Source organism: Bacteroides sp. GM023 (assembly GCF_014750685.1).
In the GTDB taxonomy this organism is placed as follows: Bacteria; Bacteroidota; Bacteroidia; order Bacteroidales; family Bacteroidaceae; genus Bacteroides.
This window is the reverse complement of the sequence record NZ_JAAXGE010000007.1, coordinates 27,500-52,834: the sequence shown is the minus strand read 5'-3', so window position 1 is coordinate 52,834 and position 25,335 is coordinate 27,500. Positions and strand designations below refer to the sequence as shown.

The following is a 25,335-nucleotide window of genomic DNA, read 5'->3' as shown; positions in this document are numbered from 1 at the left end:
TAAATTAGTTATTCTCGCTTTCTTCTTGTTCATCCCCTTCTTCCATCGCGATTTTACGAATACAGTGATTGGACGTATCGCCCACATAGAAGGTTTTTGTTTCTTCGTCATAAGCCAAGGCGCAAGGACGGTCAAAACGCGCTTCCGAACGTAGCCCGCCATTCACATATCCCCACGGGTCATTGTTCAACGCCGAGCTACCACGTCCCGCAAATGTACTTACCTGCCCGTCAGGAGTTAGAATACGAATGCAATGATTCATCTTATCTGTAAAATAGAAATCATATTTATCGCCTTTACGTTCAGGATTGGTGTCGAGCACAAATACTCCTTGATAAGGCTCGTTCAAACGTACTTTTTCACCTACTGCATCTACCCAACCTCTACCTTCATCACCTTTACCTGCCAAACCACAAATAAGATAAGGAGTACCGAACGTCTTTCTATCTCTATCATAATCAGTTCTCATAATATAATGCTGGTTGATAACAACAATATAAGCATAAGTTCCGGTCGGGTGGATTACGAAATTAAATTCCCAGTCTTTATCCTGTATATTATAGAGTTTCTCTCTCAAAGAATAATCGAATCCACCCTTATCATCTTTAGCCGCCCAATAGTCATATCTAAAAACCTCACCGGAATAAAAACTATTGTAATATAACTCCCCATTGGTGGGATGAACAGCCGAACCATTGCACCCTCTTCCTTGTTGCATTGCACGGGGATTATCTATAAATTGCTTATGTAGTTCTTCTCCTTTTTTACGGACTATGTAGATATTATTGGCATAAGTATCACCGTCACGGTCATTGGCAATAATCATCGTATCGCCATCAAGCGTCCAGGTTATAGTACGCATGCGGTCAAGCCCAGCTCCTCCTTTAGGTACGGCATTATGAAGATACTTACTTTTCAAATCAAGTACACGCATATTTTGTCCGTCTTGTGCCAAATAAAGAATGTCCTTATTGTTCGGGTCAAACGAAAACCAGGTAGGGTAATCAATACCTCCGCAATCGTCGAACGGTCCTTCTTTTACATCAAATTTCCCTTTTTCATCCACCTTTCCACAAAGTGTAGAAACTACCATTTGCCTGACATAAGCAAACTTCTTTTCTGCTTCCACAGTCTGTGCCTGTTCCCCTTCACCGACTGTCAATACCAGATTACCTTTATAGGCCTTCTGGGGAATAGTACAATACATACAGTCTCCCAAAACATTTATGATTTTAGCATCCAGTCCGCCAACAGTCAATTTCATCAACGAAACATCTGTTCCAAAGTTCTTTCCATACACGACCATACGAGTTCCTCCACCACCGGTTTCCGGAGTAAAGCCTGTTATCTCCACAGGCAAATTCGGATTATACGGAAGTACCTGATTGGTTTCATCATCTTTACAGCTTACACTACAAAGCGTAAACAAACACAATAGAATCCATTGGACTCTCCAAATTCCATTTTTTTGCATTCTACATTTCATACTATATTAGATTTTTGTTGATTAGTCATTTCTCATTTTATCCATCAGTACCTTCATCCAATAACCGCCGATAACCGAACGGGCTTTGAAGCCTACCCATTCACCGCTATCCGTATGGTGCCAGTCACTAATAGGTACACGTGTTGTTGTTTCATCGACATAGCGATAGAAGGGATTTACAAATTTCTCGAACGTCGCCTTATCAGGAGACATGGAAGCAGACCATATAATCCAGTCGGACTTCGTATATTCTTTGCGTGAATCCAAGGGTAATCCATAGGTGTTCTGTTTGGTCAGGTAGTAGTTGATTTCTTTACCGATTACATTGTTCGGAAAGAGATTCAAGTTCCACATCTTGTCCCATACCATATTGTACTTTTGGCTCCAAGTATTCTTACGGTCGAATGCCAAGCGGTAATGGTCGCCTTCATTCGCCATTTCTTCCCATTTCACCGCCATTTTCCTGGCTGTTGCGGCATATTTATCCGCTATCTCATTCAAACCGAGCATCCGGGCCATTTCACTATATCCTGCTACTCCCATAATGGCTTTGACGGAAAGGTTGGCATTATGTGCCCAATGTCTGGCGAAGTCGTCTGTACAAAGTTGATTCTCGGGGTCTTGTCCATATTCTGCCAGATAATCAGTCCAGACAGTCAACAAATCCCAGTAACGCTTGGCATAATCGGCATTTCCTTCTATCAAGGAAACAGCAGCAGTCAAAATTACCATGTTGCCCCCTTCTTCAATCGGCATATCACCACCATATACTTGCCCGTTGGCTACAGGATAGGTTCCTAAGTCGTGTGCAGGGAAAGGTTTGTTCCAACGGCCGCTGGCACTATACTCAAAAATACTGGTCATCATCGCTTTTGCCAAATCCGGATTGTAAACCAGGAAGAGAGGAGCGGAAGGATAGGTCAAATCAACCGTATTGATACAGCCGTTACTATTGTTCTCTTTAGAGAACCACAGCAGATTGCCTTCTTTATCTGTGAAAAGTTTGTGAGCGGAAATCACCTGACGGTAAGCTGCGGAACAGATTTCAGCATATTTCTTACCTCCTGCCTTTTCGGCGTCATCATAAATAAGTCCGTCGAGAGCCCGGCAACGTTCCATAATTGACTGGTAGTTGTCTCTCAATTTTTCGAAAGCGTCAAAGATTGTCACTTTGCCGTCATGTTTCCAGTATCCCATGCGCTTCTCATACATATACTCAACAGAGTAAATATCATCATAGCCCATCATCATAAAGCCTTCTTTTCCTTCTTTTGAGACACTACCCAGGTCATGTACATACGCCATAGCAGGCATATCTTCTTCTTTGCGGGTTATCCATTTCGTTTTTGCAGGAGCTAACGTACCGTTTTTAACAAACGACTCTTTCATTCCATAATAGTCGCCCAGACTTACGGATTTACCTTTTCCATTCACACCGGCAAGATATAGGTATCCCCAGTCAGCACAAATCAAATCACCTCTACGGTCGCATATGGGCTGGTCTATCGAGCCTGCTTCCACATAGCTTATGCCTCCCTTTTGGAGAGTACGGGCAACGGTAGGCTGCGTATTTTCATTGATAGCCAGTTCGGGAGTTGTTTCCATATAGAATTGTACATCGTGTTCTTTCTTATCCAGAGAGCGTACGCGATAAGAGATATAATTGACAGGAGTCGACAGTAAATCGAGGTCATCAATCAATTGGGGTGCCGTGAATACTACATCCAGTTCGACCGGGCCACAAGTAAAGGTGTAATAACTGGAAGTTGCCAACACGTTCACAGACTTCTGTACTGCCTCATCAGTAAACTTCACCGCATTTTTCTTTCCACGGTACAAACCGAAATCGACATAAGAACCTCCGACTGTATTGTGGCAATGAGCGGCAATCACATTAGTTCCTTTACGAAGATTAGCTTTCGCCGACTGAGACAGTGCTATGGTGATATCGTTTTTCCAGGAATAATCAGTAGACACTATTTTCTCTCCATTCAGATAGAGTTCAAACACATCATCGTGGGAGTAAGTGAGATAAAAATCTTCGTTGGTATCCAAATCTGCAAGTTCGAAGGCACGGCGAATATAAATATCGGTATTGTCCCCCTTCCATTCTGTATGAATGTATTTCATTTCACGGTCGCCAAAAGCAGCTTTACCTCTCTTCCAACTACTGTCGTCAAACTGGAATGCCTGCCATCCATCAGCCGGTTGTTGATTGGTATAAGAAGCTTCCCAACGTTCTACACCAGCCATGGGTGCAATGGGAATTAACTGAATCTTATCTTTCCCCAAAAAACGATATACTTTACCATCTACACGCAAGGCACCCAACAACGGCTTCTTGGCATTCGTCCAGTGTTCAGTGCTACCTTCCATTAAATTATCATACGGAGACCAAACCGAAAAATAAGGATCTGATACGAGAATAGGTACAGATGGTGCACGCAGCGCAGTTTCATTAACCGGTTTAAAAAAGCCGGTTGTCTGTGCGTTAACCAACAAGGCTGTGGAAAATGCCATTACGGCAAGTAGTTTCTTCATAAATATTTATTTTAGTTCTTTACAAATTCAAGGTTATCCGTCCACCAATCTTTTCTACCCTTACAAAAACAAACCTACCGTTTACCTTACATTATTATTATCTTTACAATACCTTTGAAACAGTTATTTTTCATACCCTTCAGTTAATACCTTATTATATATTGCAATCAGTACTGTGTAATACCTATTTATATACCATCGTTTGTGTAACGACACAAAATAACAGAATTGATAATAAAAATTGGGAAAATCTATGTTCAAGAAAGGACAAAATCTGCTCTTTTTTCAATTAAGAGCAGATTTTGAGCATAGGGAGATAGCCTTCTGAAAGGTTCTGAAGAGGATTTACTTATTTATGACCAGTATTTATCATAACCTTCCGTTTCAAGATAGAATGAGACGAAAGGTTTACATCATGACTGGCCGGCATATTCTTTAGGAGTAACGCCATACTGTACTTTAAAACATTTGGCAAAATAGGAAGAGGAGGTAAAACCGACTCGTGCGGCCACCTCAGAAATTTGAATGCCACTCCTCAACAACTCACCCGCTTTATTCATACGAAGTGTTTTCAGATAATCATTGGGAGACATACCGGAAAGGGCTTTTATTTTCCGGTAAAAATTAGAGCGGCTCATATACATTTGTTCGGCCAACGTATCAATTGAGAAATTCTCATCTCCCAGTTGTTCGGCAATTACCGCTTGTATTTTTGCTATAAACTCACAGTCTTTCTGAGTCATCACAAGTTCTGCTGAGGAAGTAGTCGCAGTAACAGCAGTTTCGGACAAGCTTGCCATCAATTTATGGAATGACTGCCGCAGTTTGAGCAAATTCACAATTTGCATATAAAGTTGCTTCACAGAGAACGGTTTTTCAATATATACATCTGCTCCGCACTCAAAGCCTTCTACCTTAGAGGCCAAAGTAGTCTTGGCTGTCAATAAAATAACCGGAATATGCGAATAGGCAATATCCGATTTAACTTTACTACACAGCTCCAAACCGTCCATCTCGGGCATCATGACATCACTGACTATGACATCCACACTCTCTTGAGCTAGTATTTCAAGGGCTTTGCATCCGTTGGACGCCCGCAACACACGGAACCATTCGGATAAGGACTCACGAGTCAGATTCAATAGTTCAACATTATCTTCTACCAGCAATACAGTAAACTTCTTTCCCGAGAATTCAAAAGGTTCCTTATCAGCGGAAACTTCATCTTCCGAATGTATTTCAACCATAGCTTGAATCTCTTCTGTTTTCCGTCCTTCAAACGGAAGAGACAGGATGAACGAAGAACCTCCTCCTATATTATCTTTCAAAATCAAATCTCCTTGATGTGCTTCAGCCAAAGACTTCGCAAAAGCCAATCCGAGACCTGTACCTACAGTAGTAGCTACTTTGTCATCAGGTACCTGATAGAAAGCCTCAAAGATTTTTTGTTTCTTTTCATCCGGTATTCCGGCACCATCATCGTTCACTTGTATCTCGTATCCCGTATCAGAAACAACTAACTTCAAATCAATACGAACATGAGCATATTTAATGGCATTTCCCATCAAATTCACAAGTATTTTACTCAGTTTTTCTTTATCGACCGCAGATACCAGTTCTTGTTCGGGTAAAGTTAATTGTAAGTCAATTCCCTTTAATTCGGCGGGACTTGTAAATTGATTATAAACATCACTGACGAGTTCCTTGATATCACAATTTTTCAGATTCAAATGTAATGTGCCACTTTCCATCTTTTGGAAATCGAGCAGTTCATTGGTAATTCCCAACAGATAATTTACGTTTTTGTCTATCACAGACAGATATCTGCCATCTTTCCCTTCATGCTCTTTTTCCAGTAGTTTCTCCAAAGGAAGACGTATCAGGCTAAGCGGGGTGCGTATCTCATGCACCAAATTGATAAAGAAGCTGATTTTTGATTTATAGACTTCTTGTTCCTTGGTGATTTGATATTTCTCCATCCGGCGCTTATATTTGAGCTTCACACGAAGATTCCATCGCCAGGCCAGCCAGCCGATCCAGCCCAATAGCAAGAGAATATAAATGACGTAAGCAAACGTACTACGCCACCACGGGGGAGTAATCACTACCGTCAGTGTGGTAGTTTTCTCATTCCATTGGCGGTCATTATTAGAGCCTCTCACTTCAAACTGATATTCACCGGGAGGAAGGTTGGTATAGGAAGCTGTATTATTTCCCGAATTCATAATCCATTCCTTGTCTACTCCTCTTAGTATATAAGAGTACTGGTTTCTTGCCGGGTCTTCGAAACTCAAAGCGACAAAACGGATGGAGAAGCTATTATTTTCATAGGACAGAGTTATCTTATCGGCCATATAGAACGGCTTGCCCAAATGAAGCAACTTTCGCACTTCTTCTTCATCAGTCTGATAAGGGAACCGGATATCGGTCACATAAACCGGCGGGATGTATTTATTATCTACAAACTGCTCGGGATAGAAAGCATTAAAGCCATTGATTCCTCCGAAATAGAGTCTTCCGTCAGAAGATTTCAAAGAAGAACGATCCATAAACTGGTTTCCCTGCAAACCATCATTGATGGTGAATTGCCGGAAATGTCCTTTTGTCACAGGATTAATCTTTAAAATTCCGGCATTGGTGGATATCCAAAAGTCACCGGTCTGATCTTGTTCAATAGAATAAATAACTTTATTGGGCAATAAAGTGTTATCCGGGTCAAAATCCGTGAATGTTTTTGTCTTGGAATCAAAAGAACACAACCCGCCCCCATTCGTACCAAACCACATTGTCCCTTTTATATCTTCAAACAAAGTAATGACCGAATTACTAGTAATCGTGGTCGAGTCTTCGCGTTCATGTTGATAATGTTTCCAATGGGCATTTATCGTATTGTAAGAGAACACACCGCTATTGGAAGTGGCTATCCAAAGATTATTGTACATATCTTCGTATATATCGACTACGGATACCATCGAGCCGACACTTGTAATAGTCATGAAATTATCCGTATCGGGATTATAACGGCATAGCCCCCAACTCGTACCTACATAGATTTGTCCTTGCCGCCCCTTATAAATACATAATACGTCATTACTGCAAATCGTATTGGGGATTCCACGGGAATGTGTATATGCTTTTACCGCCCCGGTATTCAGATTCAGGACTCGTATTCCTCCTGCGTATGTTCCAATCCATAAACGATCACCGTCCAGCATTAAAGAACGGATATCGTACTTCTGATTTTTCAGGTCGCCTATTATGTGAGGGGAAAGTTCCCGGGTAGTCGTATTAAAGAAATACAAGCCACTTTGTGTTCCAATCCACAAATTTCCTTCTTTATTCTCGCAAAAGGGAGCGACTACTTCTCCTGCTCCCGACACTCCCGACAGGTAAGCGGGTGAATAATAATCGAAACGTTTGGTCTGCTTGGACATATAGTTGGCCCCACCTAAGCTGGTCAACACCCAAAGTGCATTTTCCGCATCCCACATCATTCCATTGATAGTCTGGTCACTCAAACTTCTCGGGTCGGCCGGATTATCTACACGCTGAAATGTATTTGCAGACCGGTCAAACAGATAAAGGCCATTATCCGTCCCTACCAACAACTCATTCTCTGCATATTCCAATAAACACCGGATAGCTCCAAAATTAAATGCTGCACCACTATGATTTTCGATGATCCCGGTTTCTTCATCCAAACGGCTTAACAGATTGCTACCGACACCAATCCAAATATCTCCTCCAATATTCCGGATACAGTTCACTTTATAACTATCCGAAGAGGTCTTTTCTAATGAAATCTCATATGATTGCAGAAATTTACCATTTTCATCAAAACATAGAAGTCCTTCCTGTAAGGAAGATATATAGATTTTCTTCTGGTCACTACTTTGACAGATATCCCAAACAAAAGAAGTCTGGACACTATTCTGTGTGAGTACACCTATCTTCGGGTCATAAATAAAGAAGCCTTGCCCTAAAGTGGCAATCCAAAGAAGGCCGTTCTGTGTCTTTATGATTTTCTTAATCTCACTACTAATATATACGCCATAGCGGGTTGTCTTGTCGAAATATGAGAAACTGTCAGTAGCACGATCGTAAATATAGATTCCGGCATTCGTCCCTACCCATATATCCTGATCCACCTCTATCAAGGCTTCTACAAAATTATTTTCTAATGAGAACTTATTATTCAGCGCATTCCGATACACTTTATTTCCGCTTCCATCATAACGATTCAGTCCGTCACTGGTACCCAGCCAAATAAAGCCATAACTATCCTGAAGAGCACACCACACCGTATTATGCGACAAGCCGTCTTCTACCTGATATTTCTTGAATGAGAAATAGGGAGATGCGGACAGTGTTCCGACCCAAAAGGTCAATAAGCATATTAGTATTTTAGTTAACTTCATTCTTGCGCGTGTTTTTTATATTATTATCGGTTGACTCAAGATTAGCTATCGATTGAGCCAAGGCTCCGGATTCAGCTTTTCTTTCTCTCTCCGCAACTGGAAATGCAGCACCGTTCGTCCATTATCCGTTCCGTCAGAAAAGACTTGTCCGATGGATTGCTTCGTCTTCACCGAATCACCGATTTTGACTGAAGCGGAAGAAAGATTGCAATAAACGGAAATGTAGTTACCGTGACGGATAAGTACATTGAATAATCCGTTTAACTGGAATACGGCTGCTACTTTACCATCAAAGATGGCACGTGCCTGTGCGCCCGGTTTTCCCTGAATATCTATCCCCTTATTATCTAACTTCACATTGCGCAAACCTTCTACTGCATATTGTCCGTAATGGCTGGTGATAATATAAGCACCGGAAATAGGCATGGGAAGTTTTCCACGGTTGGCGGCAAAGTTACCGGATAGTTCCCGGTCTGCTTTGCTCATGGTATACGCTTCCAAAGGTTTTGATTTTTCAGCCGTTCCTGTGCCGGAAGAAGACTGGCCTTCTTTACCTTCTGTCTTTTTACGTGCAGCCGCTTCCCGGCGGGCTTCCTCTTGTGCACGCTTGCGGGCACGTTCTATTTCTTCATTAATCAGCTTATCAATACGTGCATTCAGTTGGTTTGCCTCTCTGCGCTTCTTATTGATTTCATTTTGCAACCCCTTCTGTTTCTTTTGCAGATTGGCTACTAAGGTACGCTTTTCTTTTTCCTGAGCTTCCAGTTTCGCCTTTTCGCCTTCACGCTCTTTCAGCAGATTCTCCTTGGCAGCTTTCACCTGTTGACGTTCGGCTTTTTTCTTGCGTATCTGTTCTTGCTTCTTCAGGATTTCCTCCCCTTGCAAACGTTGGTAAGTGGCATATTCACGTACATAACGCATACGGCGGTATGTCTGTCCCAGATTCTTGGCTGAGAAGATGAACATTAATTTTTCTTCTATTGATTTATTCTTATACAGATATTGGACAGAGGCTTCATATTTCTTCTTCTTGTCTTTCAAGTCCTTCTCCAGTGTCCGCAACTGGCGTTCCAAGGAGTTTAGCTCACGTTCAATGGCATCCACATCATTGTTTATAGCCAAAATATAACGTTTCCGTTCCTCAATCTGTCCGGTCAATGCAGCCAGGCTATTCAGTTGGCTGCCTACATCCTTCTTTGTATCCTTCAATATAGATTCCGACTCGGCAATCTGCTTTTGCAGGGCACCGCGCTTGCTTTCCAACTCTCGAATCAACTTATTCGACTGAGCGAAAAGTGGAACTGCCAACCACAGGCAACTGATAAGAATAACAAAGAAGCGTTTCATCATAACAAGGCCGTCAGCATTTTTACTAATTCTTCCAAAGGAACTTGCCTGTATTTAGCAGTAAGTTCCGTAGGAGTCATGGAAAATTCTTTCGTGGAAAACTCATAAAGTTGCACTTTCGCTTTGTCCATTGAGGGGATTCCTACATCTTTTCCCGTCAATTCTGTTTTTCCACCGGGCAGGGATGCATCCATCAATATCTTTTCCAAACGGGAGAACTCCGCGTTCTTCGGTAACATACCTTTCAATTCTTCTTTGGTCGCACGGACAAATCTCCTGTTCATCCGGTCTACCAACAATACTTCATCGGGGGTGATTTCGATACGAGCCACTTCCGTACGCAGAATAGGCATCAACAAGGAGACTTGTACCCGTTCATGAGTTTTCATCTTCATAGTTCCCCCTACGGACATACTTCCCCCCTTTTTGTTGGGAATAGTCAGTTGAAGTTTGGAAGTCAGATAACTGGATACAGGAGCCTTTGTTTCTGAAGTCGCCAAACGCTTTGAACTCTTACAACCAGCCAACACGACTACAACCAACAATAGATAAACGAACCTTTTCATTCTGCAATATATTTCTTCTTTTCTATTTTCTGTTTCAATGTTTTCGACTCACTACCCATTTCCAACGCCTGTTTCCAGTATTTCAGCGCACCTTCCACATCGCCGGTCATAAAGTAAATATCTCCGCAATGCTCCACAATCACATCACTTTTCTCTCCGTCACTCTTCATCGCATTATCAATATAAATACGTGCCTCAGCATAATTTCCTTTTTCAAAAAGAATCCAAGCATAAGTGTCGAGATAAGTCGAATTATTGGGTTCAGCCTTTACGGTCTTATAACTCATTTCTTCCGCCTTATCCAAATCACGTCGTTCTACCGACAGGTAATAAGCATAATTATTCAATGCGCCGATATTGGAAGGATTGTACACTAAAGCTGAATCATAGGCAGCATAGGCTTCCGACATCTGTTTCTTCGTATGATAAATGTCACCCATTATCGAGTAAAAATCCGAAATAACTTCTTTTCGTGTATCGGGTGTGATATGTTCCAGCGCCCTGTTACAAACACTTAATACACTATCCGTTTGTTCAGCCTGATGATAGGCAATAGCCAGGTAATAATAAAGGGGCAAAGCATCCGGGGTAGCTTCGATACCTGGCTCGCAGACTTTTATTATTTGCTTGTAATCCTCTTTTTTCCTGGCAGCATCAACTAGCATCAAGCGGGCAGCCTTGTTAGTCGGGTCCAAATCAACCACTTGTTCTAGGACAGGGACAGCTTCCTGCTCCATATTCTTCGACAGCAGATACTGCGCATAAAGCATCGGAACTTGCGGGTCATCCTGGTCCTGCTTCATCATCCGGTCAAACAAAGCAATCACTTGTGTGCTGTCTTTAGCCGTTGACTGTTCGTTTTCCACAATTATCTGACGCATGACAGTGATTTTCGTGTCAGGAGTCACCTTCTTGTTCAACAGCAGTGTATCCAACTGTTGCTGATACAGTTCTTTTTGCCCGGTCTGTTCATAATAAGAAGCCATCGAGAAAAGAGCCATCGGATTGTCCGGCTCTACCACCAGTACTTTCTGATACGCTTCATATGCTTCCTGCTTCTTTCCATTTTGAAGATACACATCGCCCAGAATTACCTGATAGCGCATATCCATCGGATATTCCTGCACCAGGCTCTCGATTTCCTGAAACGCTTTCTTATCATCTTTCATCTGAAGATAAATACGGAATTTCTCCATAGATAACTGTTCATTCTTGCCCAGCCGTTTCTCCAAACGGTTCAATGTGGAAATCACCTCATTATACTTCTCCTGACGACCGTAAATATCAAGCAGGCTGAACAATGGGTCTTGTTTCGCCGGAAAACGGGTAACCATGCTTTCGAGCAAAGTCACTGCCTTATCCAGCTCATTCTGTTGCTGATATAAGTTAACTAATCCCTGACTATACCAGAAATTGTCGGGAGCATAAGCTACCGCTTTCTCCAAAGCTGCCTGGCCTTGCGGCACCTGGCGGAGAAACATATAATACTGGGAAACCTCGTAAAGCGCAGATGAAGCACTTGGGTTAATATCCAGACAATGCTGCAACAAGCCAAAAGCTGCATCATATTCTTTCTTTTCCTTCATCCGCATGGCTTCCAGAAAGAAGTAGTCATACTTGCGCTGTTGCTCGGCAGTCACCTGTATCTGTGGAAGGAAAGAAACTCCCTCACCTGTCGCGGACTTCGCCGTACGTCCTGTACGTGTCGTTCCGCATGAGGTCAGCACCCAAACTGCGACCAGCAGCCATCCTATTTTTATCTTCATTTTATTTTCTTGATTTAAGCATTCATCATACTCCGGTATGACCGAAGCCACCGGCTCCCCGTTCTGTGTCATCCAACACTTCCACTTCCTGCCATGTTGGTTGCTCATGCTTTGCTATCACCATTTGGGCAATACGTTCTCCATCTTCAATCACAAAAGCCTCAGATGAAAGATTGACTAAGATAATGCAGATTTCTCCCCGGTAATCCGCGTCAATCGTTCCCGGAGAATTAAGTACGGAAATACCCTTCTTGATAGCCAAGCCGCTACGAGGACGGATTTGTGCTTCAAATCCCTTCGGGAGAGCAATATATAATCCTGTCGGTACCAGGCAACGTTGTAGTGGCTCCAGTGTGATAGGTTCAGAAAGATTAGCACGGATATCCATTCCTGCAGACAATTCGGTGGCGTAAGCCGGAAGCGGATGCTTCGATTTATTGATAACTTGAATATTCATAAATGCACGTTTACTATTTAACGGGCGAAAATACACATTTTGAACTGAAAAATAGTTAAGTTTGCAGTTAAATAATGTACCGGCAACCAATTTGCGGACGGTAAACACTGAAATTACAAATAAAATGATGAATTGGAATCAATTAATATCAGCTAAACGTTTCGGAATGGAAGAGTTCCACGAAGAACGCCAGGAAAATCGCTCGGAATTTCAACGGGATTATGACCGCCTTATCTTTTCCGCGCCTTTCCGCAGACTACAGAACAAAACACAAGTATTTCCCCTGCCGGGCAGCGTCTTTGTGCACAACCGGCTCACACATAGTCTCGAAGTCTCCTGCGTAGGTCGCTCCTTAGGCAACGATGTAGCCAAAGCTATCCTGCAACGTCAACCGGAACTTCAGGAATCTTTCCTGCCTGAAATCGGTTCTATCGTATCCGCCGCTTGCCTGGCGCACGATTTAGGGAACCCACCTTTCGGACATTCCGGCGAACGGGCTATATCGACCTTTTTCTCAGAAGGAAAAGGGCTGCGCCTGAAAGAGAAACAACCGGACGGAGAGCAACTTTCAGCGATGGAATGGGAAGATTTGACACATTTCGAAGGAAACGCGAATGCGTTCCGACTCTTGACCCATCAATTCGAAGGACGTCGGAAAGGTGGTTTCGCCATGACATATACCACATTGGCTTCCATTGTAAAATACCCCTTTTCATCGAGCCTTGCCGGTAAAAAATCCAAATTCGGCTTCTTTGTCAGCGAAGAAGACAGTTTTCATAAGATTGCGTCAGAGTTGGGGTTATCCTTGCTGAATGAGCACCCTTTAAAGTACGCACGCCACCCGTTGGTCTATTTAGTGGAAGCCGCGGATGATATCTGTTACCAGATGATGGATATTGAAGATGCTCATAAGCTGAAAATACTCACTACCGAAGAGACGAAAGAGCTGTTAATGGCCTATTTCGACGAAAGACGGCAGGAGCATATCCGAAAAACATTCCTGATTGTCAGCGACACGAACGAGCAAATCGCTTATTTACGCTCTTCCGTAATCGGATTACTGATTCGTGAATGTACCCGCGTATTCCTGGAACATGAGCAAGAGATATTAGCCGGCACTTTCGAAGGGGCGCTTATCAAACACATTTCCGAACGTCCGGCGGGAGCTTATAAGCACTGCGCCGAGGTGTCTTTGAAGAAAATCTACCGTTCACGGGATGTGTTGGATATAGAATTAGCCGGTTTCCGTGTGATCAGCACCCTGCTCGAATTGATGGTAGATGCGGTAACTTCACCCGAAAAGGCATATTCCGAACTTCTGATTAACCGGGTATCCGGCCAGTACAATATAAAAGCGCCTGCACTCTATGAAAGAATACAGGCGGTACTTGATTATATTTCGGGAATGACCGATGTCTTTGCCCTCGATTTATATCGTAAGATTAACGGCAACAGTCTGCCTGCGGTGTAACCACTTTAGGAGTAAACGCTTCATCATCCTCACAAGGCATTTTCAGCGCATCCGGATGGCTTTCTATAAACGTCTGGATGTGCCGAATCCGTTTATCTTCCAGGATTTCATCCACAGCAATCAGGATTCCGGTTTCTTCCACATCACCGAATTCATAGTTGATAGCTGTTCCGAACATCCGCATGGTAGGGCTCAGGCTCATATAAGCATTCACCAACGGCGGAATGTTGTAACCCAGCTTACGAATCTCACAATTCAGGATTTTATAATCTTCCTTAAAGGTATCTTTGCAGAATAAAGCACGAAGTTCCTCTTCTGAAGTCTCCGGTATCAACGGGTCCAGCGGGGTGACAAGCGTATCCTTATCATAGAAGTGTTTTTTGAGGAAATAAAGAATCATATCACGACCGCGGCGATGGTAGCTGGGATACATGGTCACTTTTCCAAAGAAATATTTCACGTTCGGCATTACGACCGTCAATGCGCCCAATCCGTCCCAGAGATTATCCAAGGCAAACAAACCTTTGCTTCCGGCACGGGTAGACTGATATTCAAGCGTAACGAACGAACGTCCCAACTCAATCGTCTGTGGCAGATACTCTTTGATAAAAGGGTCTGAGAAATGAAACATATGGGAAGTAGCCAGAATCGGAGCCCCTTTTTCATCAAAACAAACATCCGTTCCAAGCAAATACCGATAACCGCCCAGGATTTCTTCCGCTTCCGGATTCCACACAATCAGCTGTTTGTATGGATGTTCCATTGTGTCGTATTCGTCTATATCCATCGACATGCCTGTTCCACCACCAGCAGCACGGAAAGCTATTTCACGCAAACGACCAATCTCTTTCATCACATTGGGAGCATTCTGGTGAGTAATAATATAAATCTGATTATTACTCTTATTCGTCATTCGTAAGCGCCTGTCTTCCGTCAACTCGGCTTTCAGCAGTTCCTTGCTTATCGGTTTGATAATCTCTTCCATATTTCTTGTTATAGTTGTTCTATCAGTTACAGTTTATATACAATATCCTTTACGTATTCGGCCCATTGCGCCGGAGTTTTCGATTTATCGAAAGTCTGCCAGGGTATTGGCTTGCCAAAGGTGACAGTAAAAGTTTTGTGGCGGTTCTTAAACATTTCATCCGCAAGATACAACATAGCGATGTTAAACTTAATACCCAGTGCCTTACAGATATTTGCCAGATTGTAGAAGAAATCTGAATTTCTGCCCCCAAAATGCACAGGTATCACATCACGTTCTGCTTGTATGCTTTTCACGACAAATGTCTTTTTCCATTCCAAATCACGGATTACTCCGTTCTGACGGCGCGAACATAGTCCGGCAGGAAACATAATAAGCTGGTCGTCAGACTTAAATCCGGCTTCCACCATCTTAGGGAAATCCTTCGCCTGTTTGCCGGTTTTATTGATAGGGATACAAAGCGGAGCCAATCCGCGCAGGTTCATCAACAAGTCATTCACCAGGTATTTCACTTTTCCGTCATAATGACGTCCCAGCACGTAACCGAGCGCTACACCATCCTGCCCTCCTAACGGATGATTGGAAACAAAGGTATACAAACCGTCTTTGGGAAGGTTCTCAATACCTTTCACATCTACTTTTGCATCCAGAAAATCCATGCATGCCTCCAGGAAGTCCACCCCTAATTTATCTTTCGACTCATTCAAAAACACATTTAGCTCATCCTGATGAACAATTTTCTTCAGATAAGAAACCACAAACTTAGGGATGTACTTATATTGCTTCGGCGCTTTCGTCCGAAGTATCTTATCGACATCGATTAAAAATAAAGAGTCATCAGTCATTCTTTTCAAATAAAAATGATGCCACAAAATTAACGGTTCTTTTTTATTAATTGCAATAAATCAGTAGAAAATGCAGGATTTAAGTTCAGAAGGCGAAAAAATACCACCTAAAAACTATCAAATAACACCCGAAATCTATCCGCGGATAGTTTTTAGGTGAAATTTAGTCGGATTCTCCCCCGTCAGGTTTTCAAAAATCCCGTAAACTTGCAACATCGAAATTAACGAACGAATATTCACAATTTAAAAGCAACGCATATGAAAAGTTTAAGCTTCAGAAAAGATTTAGTAGGAGTACAGGACGAACTGCTTCGTTTCGCTTATAAACTGACAACCGACCGTGAAGAAGCAAACGATTTGTTGCAGGAAACATCATTGAAAGCATTGGATAATGAAGACAAATACATGCCCGATACGAATTTTAAAGGATGGATGTATACCATCATGCGCAATATATTCATCAACAACTACCGTAAAGTGGTTCGCGACCAGACTTTTATTGACCAAACCGACAACTTATATCATCTGAATTTGCCGCAAGACGCAAGTTCGGAGAATACAGAAAGAGCGTACGACCTGAAAGAGATGCACCGGGTGGTAAACAAACTCCCTAAAGAATACAGGATTCCGTTTGCCATGCACGTTTCAGGGTTCAAATATCGTGAGATTGCGGAAAAACTGAATCTCCCGCTGGGTACAGTGAAAAGCCGCATTTTCTTCACACGCCAGAAATTGCAGGAAGAATTGAAAGACTTCCGCTAAGCCGACCTTAACTATATAAATTTTGATTCCAGATTAAATATTTAAATGTAATTTTTTAGTTGTGTCAATGATTAAAAGGCAGAAGGGTTCAATACCTTCTGCTTTTTTTTTCATTCCCACAAACAAGATATCTGACACCCGGATGTCAGGCATACCAACACCCGGGTGTCAGGTATGCTGAGACCCGGGTGTCAGTATGTACGAGACCCGGGTGTCAGACAAACCATTCCTGCATAAGAAAAAAAACGGGTATGCAGCACAGCAAAAAACGGTTATAGACAAATAAAAGTTATTTTGACTACCATCCCCCCTGATTCCCCACGAATAAGGGCTTTGAAAAGCCCATTCATTTTCAAGCAAATAACCATTTAACAATCGGTTGAAAACTTATCTAAAAGTTTTCTATGGAAAATTGTGGGGAATTGTGGGGAATTTCATACTTTTACGGTCTCTTATTATAATAAGGTAATGATACGTTTTTTAGGTAATATTGAAGCCAAGGCGGACACCAAAGGAAGGGTGTTCATCCCCGCCATCTTCAGGAAGCAATTACAGGCTGCTTCTGAAGAGAGGCTCATTATGCGTAAAGACGTGTTTCAGGACTGTCTGACCCTGTACCCCGAGAGCGTGTGGAACGAGGAGTTGAACGAGCTTCGAAGCAGGCTCAACAAATGGAACAGCAAGCATCAACTCATTTTCAGGCAGTTTGTGAGCGACGTTGAGGTGGTGACACCCGACAATAACGGTCGCATATTAATCCCGAAACGATATTTGCAGATTTGCAGCATCCACGGGGATATACGCTTTATCGGCATCGACAACAAAATAGAGATTTGGTCGAAGGAGCGGGCAGAACAGCCGTTTATGTCACCCGAAGAGTTCGGAGCGGCATTAGAAGAAATTATGAACGATGAAAATAGACAAGATGGAGAAAGATGAATTGACATATCATATACCTGTACTGCTAAAGGAAAGCGTTGACGGGATGAATATCCGGCCGGATGGAACGTATGTAGACGTTACTTTCGGAGGGGCGGGACATTCGCGCGAGATTCTTTCACGGCTCGGCGAGGGCGGACGGCTCCTGGGATTCGACCAGGACGAGGATGCCGAACGGAACATTGTCAATGACCCCCATTTTATCTTTGTACGCAGCAATTTCCGCTACCTGTACAATTTCCTGCGCTATCACGACATCGAACAGGTGGATGCCATCCTTGCCGACCTCGGCGTATCTTCCCACCACTTCGATGACAGCGAGCGCGGTTTCTCTTTCCGTTTCGACGGAGATTTGGATATGCGTATGAACAAACGTGCGGGACTTACGGCGGCAGACATCGTGAATACTTATGAAGAAGAGCGTCTCGCAAACGTTCTCTACCTGTATGGAGAATTAAAAAACAGCCGCAAGCTGGCTTCTGTCATCGTCAAAGCCAGAAGCGGGCGAACCATCCGCACTATCGGAGAGTTTCTCGAAATCATTAAACCGCTTTTCGGTCGTGAACGGGAAAAGAAAGAGCTCGCGAAGGTATTCCAGGCACTAAGAATTGAAGTGAACCAGGAGATGGAAGCACTGAAAGAGATGCTATTGGCGGCAACCGAAGCGTTGAAGCCGGGTGGCAGACTGGTAGTGATCACCTACCACTCACTGGAAGACCGCATGGTGAAGAATATCATGAAAACAGGAAACGTGGAAGGTAAAGCCAAAACGGATTTCTTCGGAAACCTACAGACGCCTTTCCGCCTTGTCAACAACAAGGTGATTGTGCCCGACCAGGCAGAAATAGAAAGGAATCCACGGTCGAGAAGCGCTAAATTACGTATTGCAGAAAAGAAATAAGAAAAGAAATGGAAGAAGAAGTAGTAAACAAGAAAGCAGAAGAGGGTAAGAAGAAAAAACGCACCTCACTGAAAAGTATTCTGGGTGGAGACATTCTGGCTACCGACTTTTTCCGTCGTCAGACGAAGTTGCTGGTACTGATTATGGTATTCATCATCTTCTATATCCACAACCGCTATGCCAGTCAGCAGCAGCAGATTGAGATAGACAAGTTGAAACAAGAACTGATAGATATTAAATATGATGCGCTGACACGCAGTTCGGAACTGATGGAAAAGAGCCGGCAGTCACGCATTGAAGATTATATCTCAAGTAAGGAGAGTGATTTGCAGACATCCACAAATCCCCCTTACCTTATTAAATAAGTAGAGAGTTGACAACAGAGAGTTGAGAGTTAAAAAAAGACAAGCACTGTGGCAGTTAATAAAAAGAATATAATGACCCGTTACTTCTTCGTCCTCCTTCTGATGGCGTTGATAGGCGTGGCAATTGTCGTAAAGGCAGGCATCACCATGTTTGCCGAGCGTCAATACTGGCAGGACGTAGCCGACCGTTTCGTGAAAGAAAACGTGACAGTGAAACCCAACCGCGGAAACATTATATCTTCCGACGGCAAACTAATGGCCAGTTCTCTACCCGAATACAGAATATATATGGACTTTATGTCCGGTGAAAAGGAGGAAAAACGCAGAATTAAGGACCAGGCACGCCGGGATTCCATCCTTACTGCCAACATGGATTCAATCTGCATCGGACTGAACAAAATATTCCCGGATAAGAGCGTAGCTCAATTCAAGGCGCACTTGAAAAAAGGACGTCAGGCAAAGAGCCGTAATTATCTGATTTATCCGAAACGTATCTCTTATATACAATATAAAGAGGTAAAGAGATTGCCTGTTTTCTGCTTGAACCGTTACAAAGGGGGATTCAAGGAACTGGCTTACAATCAGCGGAAAAAACCTTTCGGTTCATTGGCAGCCCGTACGTTGGGCGATGTGTATGCCGACACTGCGAAAGGGGCTAGAAATGGTATCGAGCTTGCTTTTGATACAATTCTGAAGGGACGGGACGGATTGACGCACCGCCAAAAGGTGATGAACAAATATCTGAATATCGTAGATGTGCCGCCGGTTGACGGTTGCGACCTCATTTCGACCATTGACGTAGGTATGCAGGATATTTGTGAGAAAGCATTGGTAGACAAACTGAAAGAGCTGAATGCCAGTGTAGGGGTAGTCGTACTGATGGAGGTAGCTACCGGAGAGGTGAAAGCCATCGTTAATATGATGCAGGGCAAAGACGGCGAGTATTACGAGATGCGTAATAATGCCATCAGTGACATGCTTGAGCCGGGGTCAACTTTCAAGACAGCGTCTATCATGGTAGCTCTTGAAGACGGGAAAATCACTCCCGATTATGTAGTGGATACCGGCAACGGGCAAATGCCGATGCACGGTCGTGTGATGAAAGACCACAACTGGCATCGCGGGGGATACGGAAAATTAACGGTTACCGAGATTCTGGGAGTTTCTTCCAATGTCGGTACATCTTATATTATAGACCATTTCTACGGCAGCAATCCGCAGAAGTTCATTGACGGATTGAGACGAATGAGTATCGACCAGCCGCTTCACCTGCAAATTGCGGGAGAAGGTAAGCCGAATATCCGTGGCCCGAAAGAAAGAAGTTATTTCTCTAAGACGGCTCTTCCGTGGATGAGTATCGGTTATGAAACGCAAGTTCCGCCGATAAATATTCTCACGTTCTACAATGGAATAGCGAACAATGGCGTTACAGTACGTCCGAAGTTCGTAAAAGCTGCGGTGAAAGACGGGGAAATAGTGAAGGATTATCCGACAGAGGTTATCAATCCGAAGATTTGTTCGGACAAGACTTTGGCACAAATTCGTGAGATACTGCGTAAAGTAGTAGGTGAAGGGTTGGCTAAGCCTGCGGGAAGCAAGCAGTTCCATGTTTCAGGTAAGACGGGAACGGCACAGATTTCACAGGGAGCGGCCGGATATAAAACAGGAAGGACGAATTATCTTGTAAGTTTCTGCGGGTATTTCCCGTCGGAAGCGCCTAAATATAGTATGATTGTTTCCATTCAGAAACCGGGTTTACCGGCGTCGGGTGGTTTGATGGCAGGTAGCGTATTCAGCAAGATTGCCGAAAGGGTGTATGCCAAAGACCTGCGTTTGCCGCTTGCGAATGCGGTTGATACGAATTCCGTAGTTATTCCGAACGTTAAGGCCGGAGAAATGAGGGAAGCGCAACGGGTATTGGAAGAGTTGAATATTCAGGTACAGGGCAAGATAGCCGACGCAGGAAAGGAAGTGTGGGGAAATACCCATTCGGCACCTCAGGCGGTAGTCCTTGAAAGCCGGAGCAATATGCAGAATTTCGTGCCGAGTGTCATAGGCATGGGGGCGAAAGACGCTGTGTACCTACTGGAAAGTAAGGGATTAAAAGTCCACTTGGTTGGAGTAGGCAAGGTGAAAAGCCAGTCGATAGCCAACGGAACAATCGTAAAGAAGGGGCAGACGATTACCCTTTCGATGCATTAAAAGTAAAAATGAAGTATTAAAAAAGAGACTATGTTACTAAGCAAGTTACTGAAAGCAATTCAGCCGGAACAGATAGCCGGAAATTCAGACATAGAAATCACCGGAATCAACATTGATTCCCGTTTGGTAGAAGCCGGACAACTGTTCATGGCTATGCGCGGCACGCAAGCCGACGGTCATGCCTATATACCTGCTGCCATTAATAAAGGAGCTATCGCTATCCTCTGCGAGGATATGCCGGAAGAACCTGTGGCGGGAATCACTTATATACAAGTGAAGGACAGCGAAGATGCGGTAGGCAAGATTGCCACTACATTCTATGATGACCCGACTTCCAAGCTGGAACTGGTCGGTGTCACGGGAACGAATGGTAAGACAACCATTGCTACCTTATTATATGATACTTTCCGCTATTTCGGATATAAGGTGGGGCTTATCTCTACCGTTTGCAATTATATCGACAATGAGCCTATTCCGACAGAGCATACTACGCCCGACCCTATCACGCTGAATCGCTTGTTAGGACGAATGGCGGACGAAGGATGCAAATATGCGTTTATGGAAGTTAGTTCTCATTCCATTGCACAGAAGCGCATCAGTGGATTGAAGTTTGCAGGTGGTATCTTCACCAATCTCACACGCGACCATCTTGACTATCATAAAACAGTGGAGAACTATCTGAAAGCCAAGAAAAAGTTCTTTGACGACATGCCGAAGAATGCGTTCAGCCTTACTAATCTCGATGATAAGAATGGATTGGTAATGACGCAGAATACTCGTTCTACGGTTTATACGTATTCATTGAGAAGTCTTAGTGACTTCAAAGGCCGGGTGCTGGAATCTCATTTCGAAGGAATGTTGCTTGATTTCAACAATCACGAACTGGCTGTTCAGTTTATTGGCAAGTTCAACGCTTCCAATTTATTGGCTGTGTTCGGAGCGGCGGTTCTGCTGGGTAAGAAGGAAGAAGAGGTGCTTGTCGCCCTTAGCACACTTCATCCGGTGGCAGGGCGTTTCGATGCTGTCCGTTCACCGAAGGGTGTTACGGCGATTGTGGATTATGCACATACGCCGGACGCGCTTATCAATGTGCTGAATGCCATACACGGAGTGCTCGAAGGAAAAGGAAAGGTTATCACTGTGGTAGGTGCAGGCGGCAACCGTGATAAGGGTAAACGCCCCATCATGGCGAAAGAAGCTGCCAAAGCCAGCGACCGTGTCATCATCACTTCGGATAATCCCCGTTTTGAAGAGCCGCAGGATATTATCAATGATATGCTGGCAGGACTCGACGCCGAGGATATGAAGAAAACACTCAGCATTGCCGACCGTAAGGAAGCAATCCGCACGGCTTGCATGTTGGCAGAAAAAGGAGACGTAATACTCGTTGCCGGAAAAGGACACGAGAATTACCAGGAGATAAAAGGAGTGAAACATCACTTCGACGACAAGGAAGTACTCAAAGAGGTATTCCAATAACGTCGTCTGCATAGTAAATTGTAAATAGTAAATTGTAAAATAGTAAATTTCATCATGCTATACTATCTGTTCGAATGGCTGCATAAGCTCAATTTTCCCGGAGCAGGAATGTTTGGTTACACTTCATTCCGTGCTTTGATGGCTGTTATCCTCGCGCTACTTATTTCAAGTATATGGGGAGATAAATTTATCAACCTGCTGAAGAGGAAGCAAATCACGGAAACACAGCGTGATGCCAAAATAGACCCGTTCGGAGTCAACAAGGTAGGTGTGCCAAGCATGGGCGGTGTTATTATTATTGTAGCCATTCTCATTCCTTGCCTTTTACTGGGTAAGTTGAGCAACATATATATGATATTGATGTTGATAACCACCGTATGGCTGGGCTCACTCGGATTCGCTGACGACTATATCAAAATCTTCAAGAAAGATAAGGAAGGATTGCACGGCAAATTCAAGATTATCGGACAGGTCGGTTTAGGCTTAATCGTCGGACTTACTTTGTATTTAAGCCCGGATGTGGTAATCCGAGAAAACATCGAAGTGCATACTCCGGGGCAGGAGATGGAAGTGATACACGGAACGAATGACTTGAAATCGACTCAAACCACCATTCCTTTCTTCAAGAGCAACAACCTCGACTATGCCGACCTGGTTTCTTTCATGGGCGAACACGCACAGGCAGCCGGTTGGGTATTGTTTGTTATTATCACAATCATCGTAGTTGCCGCCGTATCAAACGGCGCTAACCTAAACGACGGTATGGACGGAATGGCCGCGGGAAACTCTGCCATTATCGGTGCCACGCTAGGTATATTGGCGTACGTGTCGTCGCACATCGAATTTGCAAGTTATCTGAACATCATGTATATCCCGGGCTCGGAAGAACTGGTAATCTATATCTGTGCCTTTATCGGTGCCATGATTGGTTTCCTGTGGTACAACGCCTACCCGGCGCAAGTATTCATGGGTGACACCGGTAGCCTGACAATCGGCGGTATCATCGCCGTATTTGCCATTATCATCCACAAAGAGTTGCTGATACCGATTCTTTGCGGTGTATTCCTCGTAGAAAACCTGTCGGTTATCCTGCAACGGGCTTACTATAAGGCAGGAAAACGGAAAGGAGTGAAACAACGGCTGTTCAAACGGACACCGATTCACGACCACTTCCGTACTTCTATGAGTCTGATAGAACCGGGCTGCACAGTGAAGTTCACGAAGCCCGACCAGCTGTTCCACGAATCAAAAATTACCATCCGCTTCTGGATTGTGACTATTGTGCTGGCAGCTATAACGATTATAACACTAAAGATAAGATAACCGGCAACCGGCAAGGTGCCGGGGCCAGGTTTCCATGCGGGAACCAAGTTTTATAGAGAGTATTAACCCGATTATTAACTTTTAAAGGATGTGCACAACTAATAAGCAATTCAGCATATTGAAAAGAAGAGCACATTATTGTAGATGAAAAGAATAGTAATTTTAGGAGCTGGCGAAAGCGGCGCAGGTGCAGCCGTACTTGCCAAAGTCAAAGGATTTGAGACATTTGTTTCGGATATGTCCGCCATCAAGGACAAGTATAAGGAACTTCTTGACAGCCATAATATTGCCTGGGAAGAAGGACACCACACCGAAGAACTCATTCTGAATGCCGACGAGGTTATCAAAAGCCCCGGTATCCCGAATGACGCCCCACTCATCCTTAAACTGAAAGCTCAAGGTACTCCGGTTATATCAGAGATTGAGTTTGCCGGACGCTATACGGATGCCAAAATGATTTGTATCACCGGTTCCAACGGGAAGACGACTACGACTTCCCTGATTTACCATATCTTCAAGAGTGCAGACCTGAATGTAGGTTTGGCAGGCAATATCGGTAAGAGTCTGGCTTTGCAGGTAGCCGAAGAACACCATGACTATTATATTATTGAACTGAGTTCTTTCCAGTTGGATAATATGTATAACTTCCGTGCGAACATCGCCGTATTGATGAACATCACTCCCGACCACCTCGACCGTTACGACCACTGTATGCAGAATTATATCGACGCTAAATTCCGCATCACTCAAAATCAGACACCGGACGATGCCTTTATCTTCTGGAATGATGACCCGATTATCAAACACGAGCTCGCCAAGCATGGTCTGAAAGCACACCTGTATCCTTTCGCCGCAGTGAAAGAGGATGGAGCTATCGCCTACGTTGAAGACCACGAAGTGAAAATCAACGAACCGATTGCCTTCAACATGGAACAGGAAGAACTGGCTTTGACAGGACAACATAACTTATACAACTCTCTGGCAGCCGGTATTTCAGCCAACCTGGCCGGTATCACCAAAGAGAACATCCGCAAAGCCCTCTCCGACTTCAAAGGAGTAGAGCACCGTCTGGAAAAAGTGGCACGTGTCCGCGGAATTGATTTTATCAACGACTCGAAAGCCACGAACGTCAACTCCTGCTGGTATGCCCTGCAAAGCATGACTACCAAAACGGTCTTGATTCTTGGCGGAAAAGATAAAGGAAACGATTATACGGAAATCGAAGACCTGGTACGTGAGAAATGTTCAGCTCTCGTATATATGGGACTGCACAACGAGAAACTTCACGAGTTCTTCGACCGCCTCGGCCTGCCCGTAGCAGACGTGCAAACCGGAATGAAGGATGCTGTGGAAGCAGCCTACAAACTGGCGAAGAAAGGTGAAACCGTATTATTAAGCCCTTGCTGCGCTTCTTTCGACCTCTTCAAGAATTACGAGGACCGCGGCGACCAGTTCAAGCAATGCGTGAGAGAACTTTAGATA

18 protein-coding genes are annotated in these 25,335 nt (G+C 43.8%); 9 read left to right on the top strand and 9 right to left on the bottom strand.

What is annotated here, in order from left to right:
• Positions 1–4: 4 nt before the first annotated feature.
• The 7 genes from HC965_RS15765 to dut form a co-directional block, all read right to left on the bottom strand.
• A complete protein-coding gene (locus HC965_RS15765; RefSeq protein ID WP_191032357.1) occupies positions 5–1,486 on the bottom strand; it encodes an IPT/TIG domain-containing protein in 1,482 nt (493 codons plus the stop codon).
• Positions 1,487–1,507: 21 nt separating this feature from the next.
• On the bottom strand, positions 1,508–4,027 hold the full coding sequence (locus HC965_RS15760) for a glutaminase family protein (protein WP_191032356.1): 2,520 nt from the start codon (positions 4,025–4,027) through the stop codon (positions 1,508–1,510).
• 413 nt (positions 4,028–4,440) lie between these two features.
• Positions 4,441–8,445, bottom strand: a complete 4,005-nt coding sequence (locus HC965_RS15755; RefSeq protein ID WP_191032355.1) for a two-component regulator propeller domain-containing protein — start codon at positions 8,443–8,445, stop codon at positions 4,441–4,443.
• A gap of 45 nt (positions 8,446–8,490) precedes the next feature.
• Positions 8,491–9,795 (bottom strand): murein hydrolase activator EnvC, encoded by a 1,305-nt coding sequence (locus HC965_RS15750; RefSeq protein WP_191032354.1) that lies wholly within the window; start codon positions 9,793–9,795, stop codon positions 8,491–8,493.
• A complete protein-coding gene (locus HC965_RS15745; RefSeq protein ID WP_191032353.1) occupies positions 9,792–10,358 on the bottom strand; it encodes a DUF4292 domain-containing protein in 567 nt (188 codons plus the stop codon). Before HC965_RS15745 ends, HC965_RS15750 begins: the two co-directional genes overlap by 4 nt.
• Positions 10,355–12,124: a tetratricopeptide repeat protein gene (locus HC965_RS15740; RefSeq protein WP_191032352.1), complete on the bottom strand. Its 1,770-nt coding sequence runs from the start codon at positions 12,122–12,124 to the stop codon at positions 10,355–10,357. Before HC965_RS15740 ends, HC965_RS15745 begins: the two co-directional genes overlap by 4 nt.
• Positions 12,125–12,149: 25 nt before the next feature.
• A complete protein-coding gene (dut, locus tag HC965_RS15735; RefSeq protein WP_191032351.1) occupies positions 12,150–12,581 on the bottom strand; it encodes a dUTP diphosphatase in 432 nt (143 codons plus the stop codon).
• 124 nt (positions 12,582–12,705) lie between these two features.
• Between dut and HC965_RS15730 the strand changes: the two genes are divergently transcribed.
• Positions 12,706–14,052 carry a deoxyguanosinetriphosphate triphosphohydrolase gene (locus tag HC965_RS15730; protein WP_191032350.1) on the top strand — a complete coding sequence of 449 codons (1,347 nt, stop codon included), beginning with the start codon at positions 12,706–12,708 and terminating at the stop codon, positions 14,050–14,052.
• On the opposite strand, the gene HC965_RS15725 is transcribed toward HC965_RS15730, so the two are convergent.
• Both HC965_RS15725 and HC965_RS15720 read right to left on the bottom strand, forming a co-directional pair.
• On the bottom strand, positions 14,024–15,037 hold the full coding sequence (locus HC965_RS15725) for a GNAT family N-acetyltransferase (RefSeq protein WP_167961397.1): 1,014 nt from the start codon (positions 15,035–15,037) through the stop codon (positions 14,024–14,026). The genes HC965_RS15730 and HC965_RS15725 overlap by 29 nt on opposite strands.
• Positions 15,038–15,063: 26 nt before the next feature.
• A complete protein-coding gene (locus HC965_RS15720; RefSeq protein ID WP_191032349.1) occupies positions 15,064–15,882 on the bottom strand; it encodes a 1-acyl-sn-glycerol-3-phosphate acyltransferase in 819 nt (272 codons plus the stop codon).
• A gap of 258 nt (positions 15,883–16,140) precedes the next feature.
• Here HC965_RS15720 and HC965_RS15715 point away from each other — a divergent pair, with 258 nt between their 5' ends.
• The 8 genes from HC965_RS15715 to murD all read left to right on the top strand — a co-directional run bounded on the left by HC965_RS15715 (position 16,141) and on the right by murD (position 25,332).
• Positions 16,141–16,644 carry an RNA polymerase sigma factor gene (locus tag HC965_RS15715; RefSeq protein ID WP_191032348.1) on the top strand — a complete coding sequence of 168 codons (504 nt, stop codon included), beginning with the start codon at positions 16,141–16,143 and terminating at the stop codon, positions 16,642–16,644.
• A gap of 468 nt (positions 16,645–17,112) precedes the next feature.
• Entirely contained in the window at positions 17,113–17,583 is a 471-nt protein-coding gene (gene mraZ / locus HC965_RS15710) for a division/cell wall cluster transcriptional repressor MraZ (protein ID WP_044654523.1), read from the top strand.
• Entirely contained in the window at positions 17,570–18,484 is a 915-nt protein-coding gene (rsmH, locus tag HC965_RS15705) for a 16S rRNA (cytosine(1402)-N(4))-methyltransferase RsmH (RefSeq protein WP_191032659.1), read from the top strand. Before mraZ ends, rsmH begins: the two co-directional genes overlap by 14 nt.
• An 8-nt stretch (positions 18,485–18,492) precedes the next feature.
• A complete protein-coding gene (locus tag HC965_RS15700) occupies positions 18,493–18,849 on the top strand; it encodes an FtsL-like putative cell division protein (protein WP_167961391.1) in 357 nt (118 codons plus the stop codon).
• Between the two features lie 72 nt (positions 18,850–18,921).
• On the top strand, positions 18,922–21,051 hold the full coding sequence (locus HC965_RS15695) for a penicillin-binding protein (RefSeq protein ID WP_191032658.1): 2,130 nt from the start codon (positions 18,922–18,924) through the stop codon (positions 21,049–21,051).
• A gap of 30 nt (positions 21,052–21,081) precedes the next feature.
• Positions 21,082–22,530, top strand: coding sequence for a UDP-N-acetylmuramoyl-L-alanyl-D-glutamate--2,6-diaminopimelate ligase (locus tag HC965_RS15690; RefSeq protein ID WP_191032347.1), 1,449 nt, complete (start codon positions 21,082–21,084; stop codon positions 22,528–22,530).
• 54 nt (positions 22,531–22,584) lie between these two features.
• Positions 22,585–23,853, top strand: coding sequence for a phospho-N-acetylmuramoyl-pentapeptide-transferase (gene mraY, locus HC965_RS15685; protein WP_191032346.1), 1,269 nt, complete (start codon positions 22,585–22,587; stop codon positions 23,851–23,853).
• Between the two features lie 144 nt (positions 23,854–23,997).
• Positions 23,998–25,332 carry a UDP-N-acetylmuramoyl-L-alanine--D-glutamate ligase gene (gene murD, locus HC965_RS15680; RefSeq protein WP_191032345.1) on the top strand — a complete coding sequence of 445 codons (1,335 nt, stop codon included), beginning with the start codon at positions 23,998–24,000 and terminating at the stop codon, positions 25,330–25,332.
• Positions 25,333–25,335: the final 3 nt, after the last annotated feature.

What these genes read in the sequence shown, in the direction of transcription:
- HC965_RS15715 (WP_191032348.1), top strand. Translation starts at nt 16,141, where the DNA reads ATGAAAAGTTTAAGCTTCAGAAAAGATTTAGTAGGAGTACAGGACGAA.
- mraY (WP_191032346.1), top strand. Translation starts at nt 22,585, where the DNA reads ATGCTATACTATCTGTTCGAATGGCTGCATAAGCTCAATTTTCCCGGA.
- HC965_RS15755 (WP_191032355.1), bottom strand. Translation starts at nt 8,445, where the DNA reads ATGAAGTTAACTAAAATACTAATATGCTTATTGACCTTTTGGGTCGGA.
- HC965_RS15695 (WP_191032658.1), top strand. Translation starts at nt 18,922, where the DNA reads ATGACCCGTTACTTCTTCGTCCTCCTTCTGATGGCGTTGATAGGCGTG.
- HC965_RS15745 (WP_191032353.1), bottom strand. Translation starts at nt 10,358, where the DNA reads ATGAAAAGGTTCGTTTATCTATTGTTGGTTGTAGTCGTGTTGGCTGGT.
- HC965_RS15760 (WP_191032356.1), bottom strand. Translation starts at nt 4,027, where the DNA reads ATGAAGAAACTACTTGCCGTAATGGCATTTTCCACAGCCTTGTTGGTT.
- HC965_RS15730 (WP_191032350.1), top strand. Translation starts at nt 12,706, where the DNA reads ATGATGAATTGGAATCAATTAATATCAGCTAAACGTTTCGGAATGGAA.
- mraZ (WP_044654523.1), top strand. Translation starts at nt 17,113, where the DNA reads ATGATACGTTTTTTAGGTAATATTGAAGCCAAGGCGGACACCAAAGGA.
- HC965_RS15720 (WP_191032349.1), bottom strand. Translation starts at nt 15,882, where the DNA reads ATGACTGATGACTCTTTATTTTTAATCGATGTCGATAAGATACTTCGG.
- rsmH (WP_191032659.1), top strand. Translation starts at nt 17,570, where the DNA reads ATGGAGAAAGATGAATTGACATATCATATACCTGTACTGCTAAAGGAA.
- HC965_RS15750 (WP_191032354.1), bottom strand. Translation starts at nt 9,795, where the DNA reads ATGATGAAACGCTTCTTTGTTATTCTTATCAGTTGCCTGTGGTTGGCA.
- murD (WP_191032345.1), top strand. Translation starts at nt 23,998, where the DNA reads ATGAAAAGAATAGTAATTTTAGGAGCTGGCGAAAGCGGCGCAGGTGCA.
- dut (WP_191032351.1), bottom strand. Translation starts at nt 12,581, where the DNA reads ATGAATATTCAAGTTATCAATAAATCGAAGCATCCGCTTCCGGCTTAC.
- HC965_RS15690 (WP_191032347.1), top strand. Translation starts at nt 21,082, where the DNA reads ATGTTACTAAGCAAGTTACTGAAAGCAATTCAGCCGGAACAGATAGCC.
- HC965_RS15700 (WP_167961391.1), top strand. Translation starts at nt 18,493, where the DNA reads ATGGAAGAAGAAGTAGTAAACAAGAAAGCAGAAGAGGGTAAGAAGAAA.
- HC965_RS15740 (WP_191032352.1), bottom strand. Translation starts at nt 12,124, where the DNA reads ATGAAGATAAAAATAGGATGGCTGCTGGTCGCAGTTTGGGTGCTGACC.
- HC965_RS15725 (WP_167961397.1), bottom strand. Translation starts at nt 15,037, where the DNA reads ATGGAAGAGATTATCAAACCGATAAGCAAGGAACTGCTGAAAGCCGAG.
- HC965_RS15765 (WP_191032357.1), bottom strand. Translation starts at nt 1,486, where the DNA reads ATGAAATGTAGAATGCAAAAAAATGGAATTTGGAGAGTCCAATGGATT.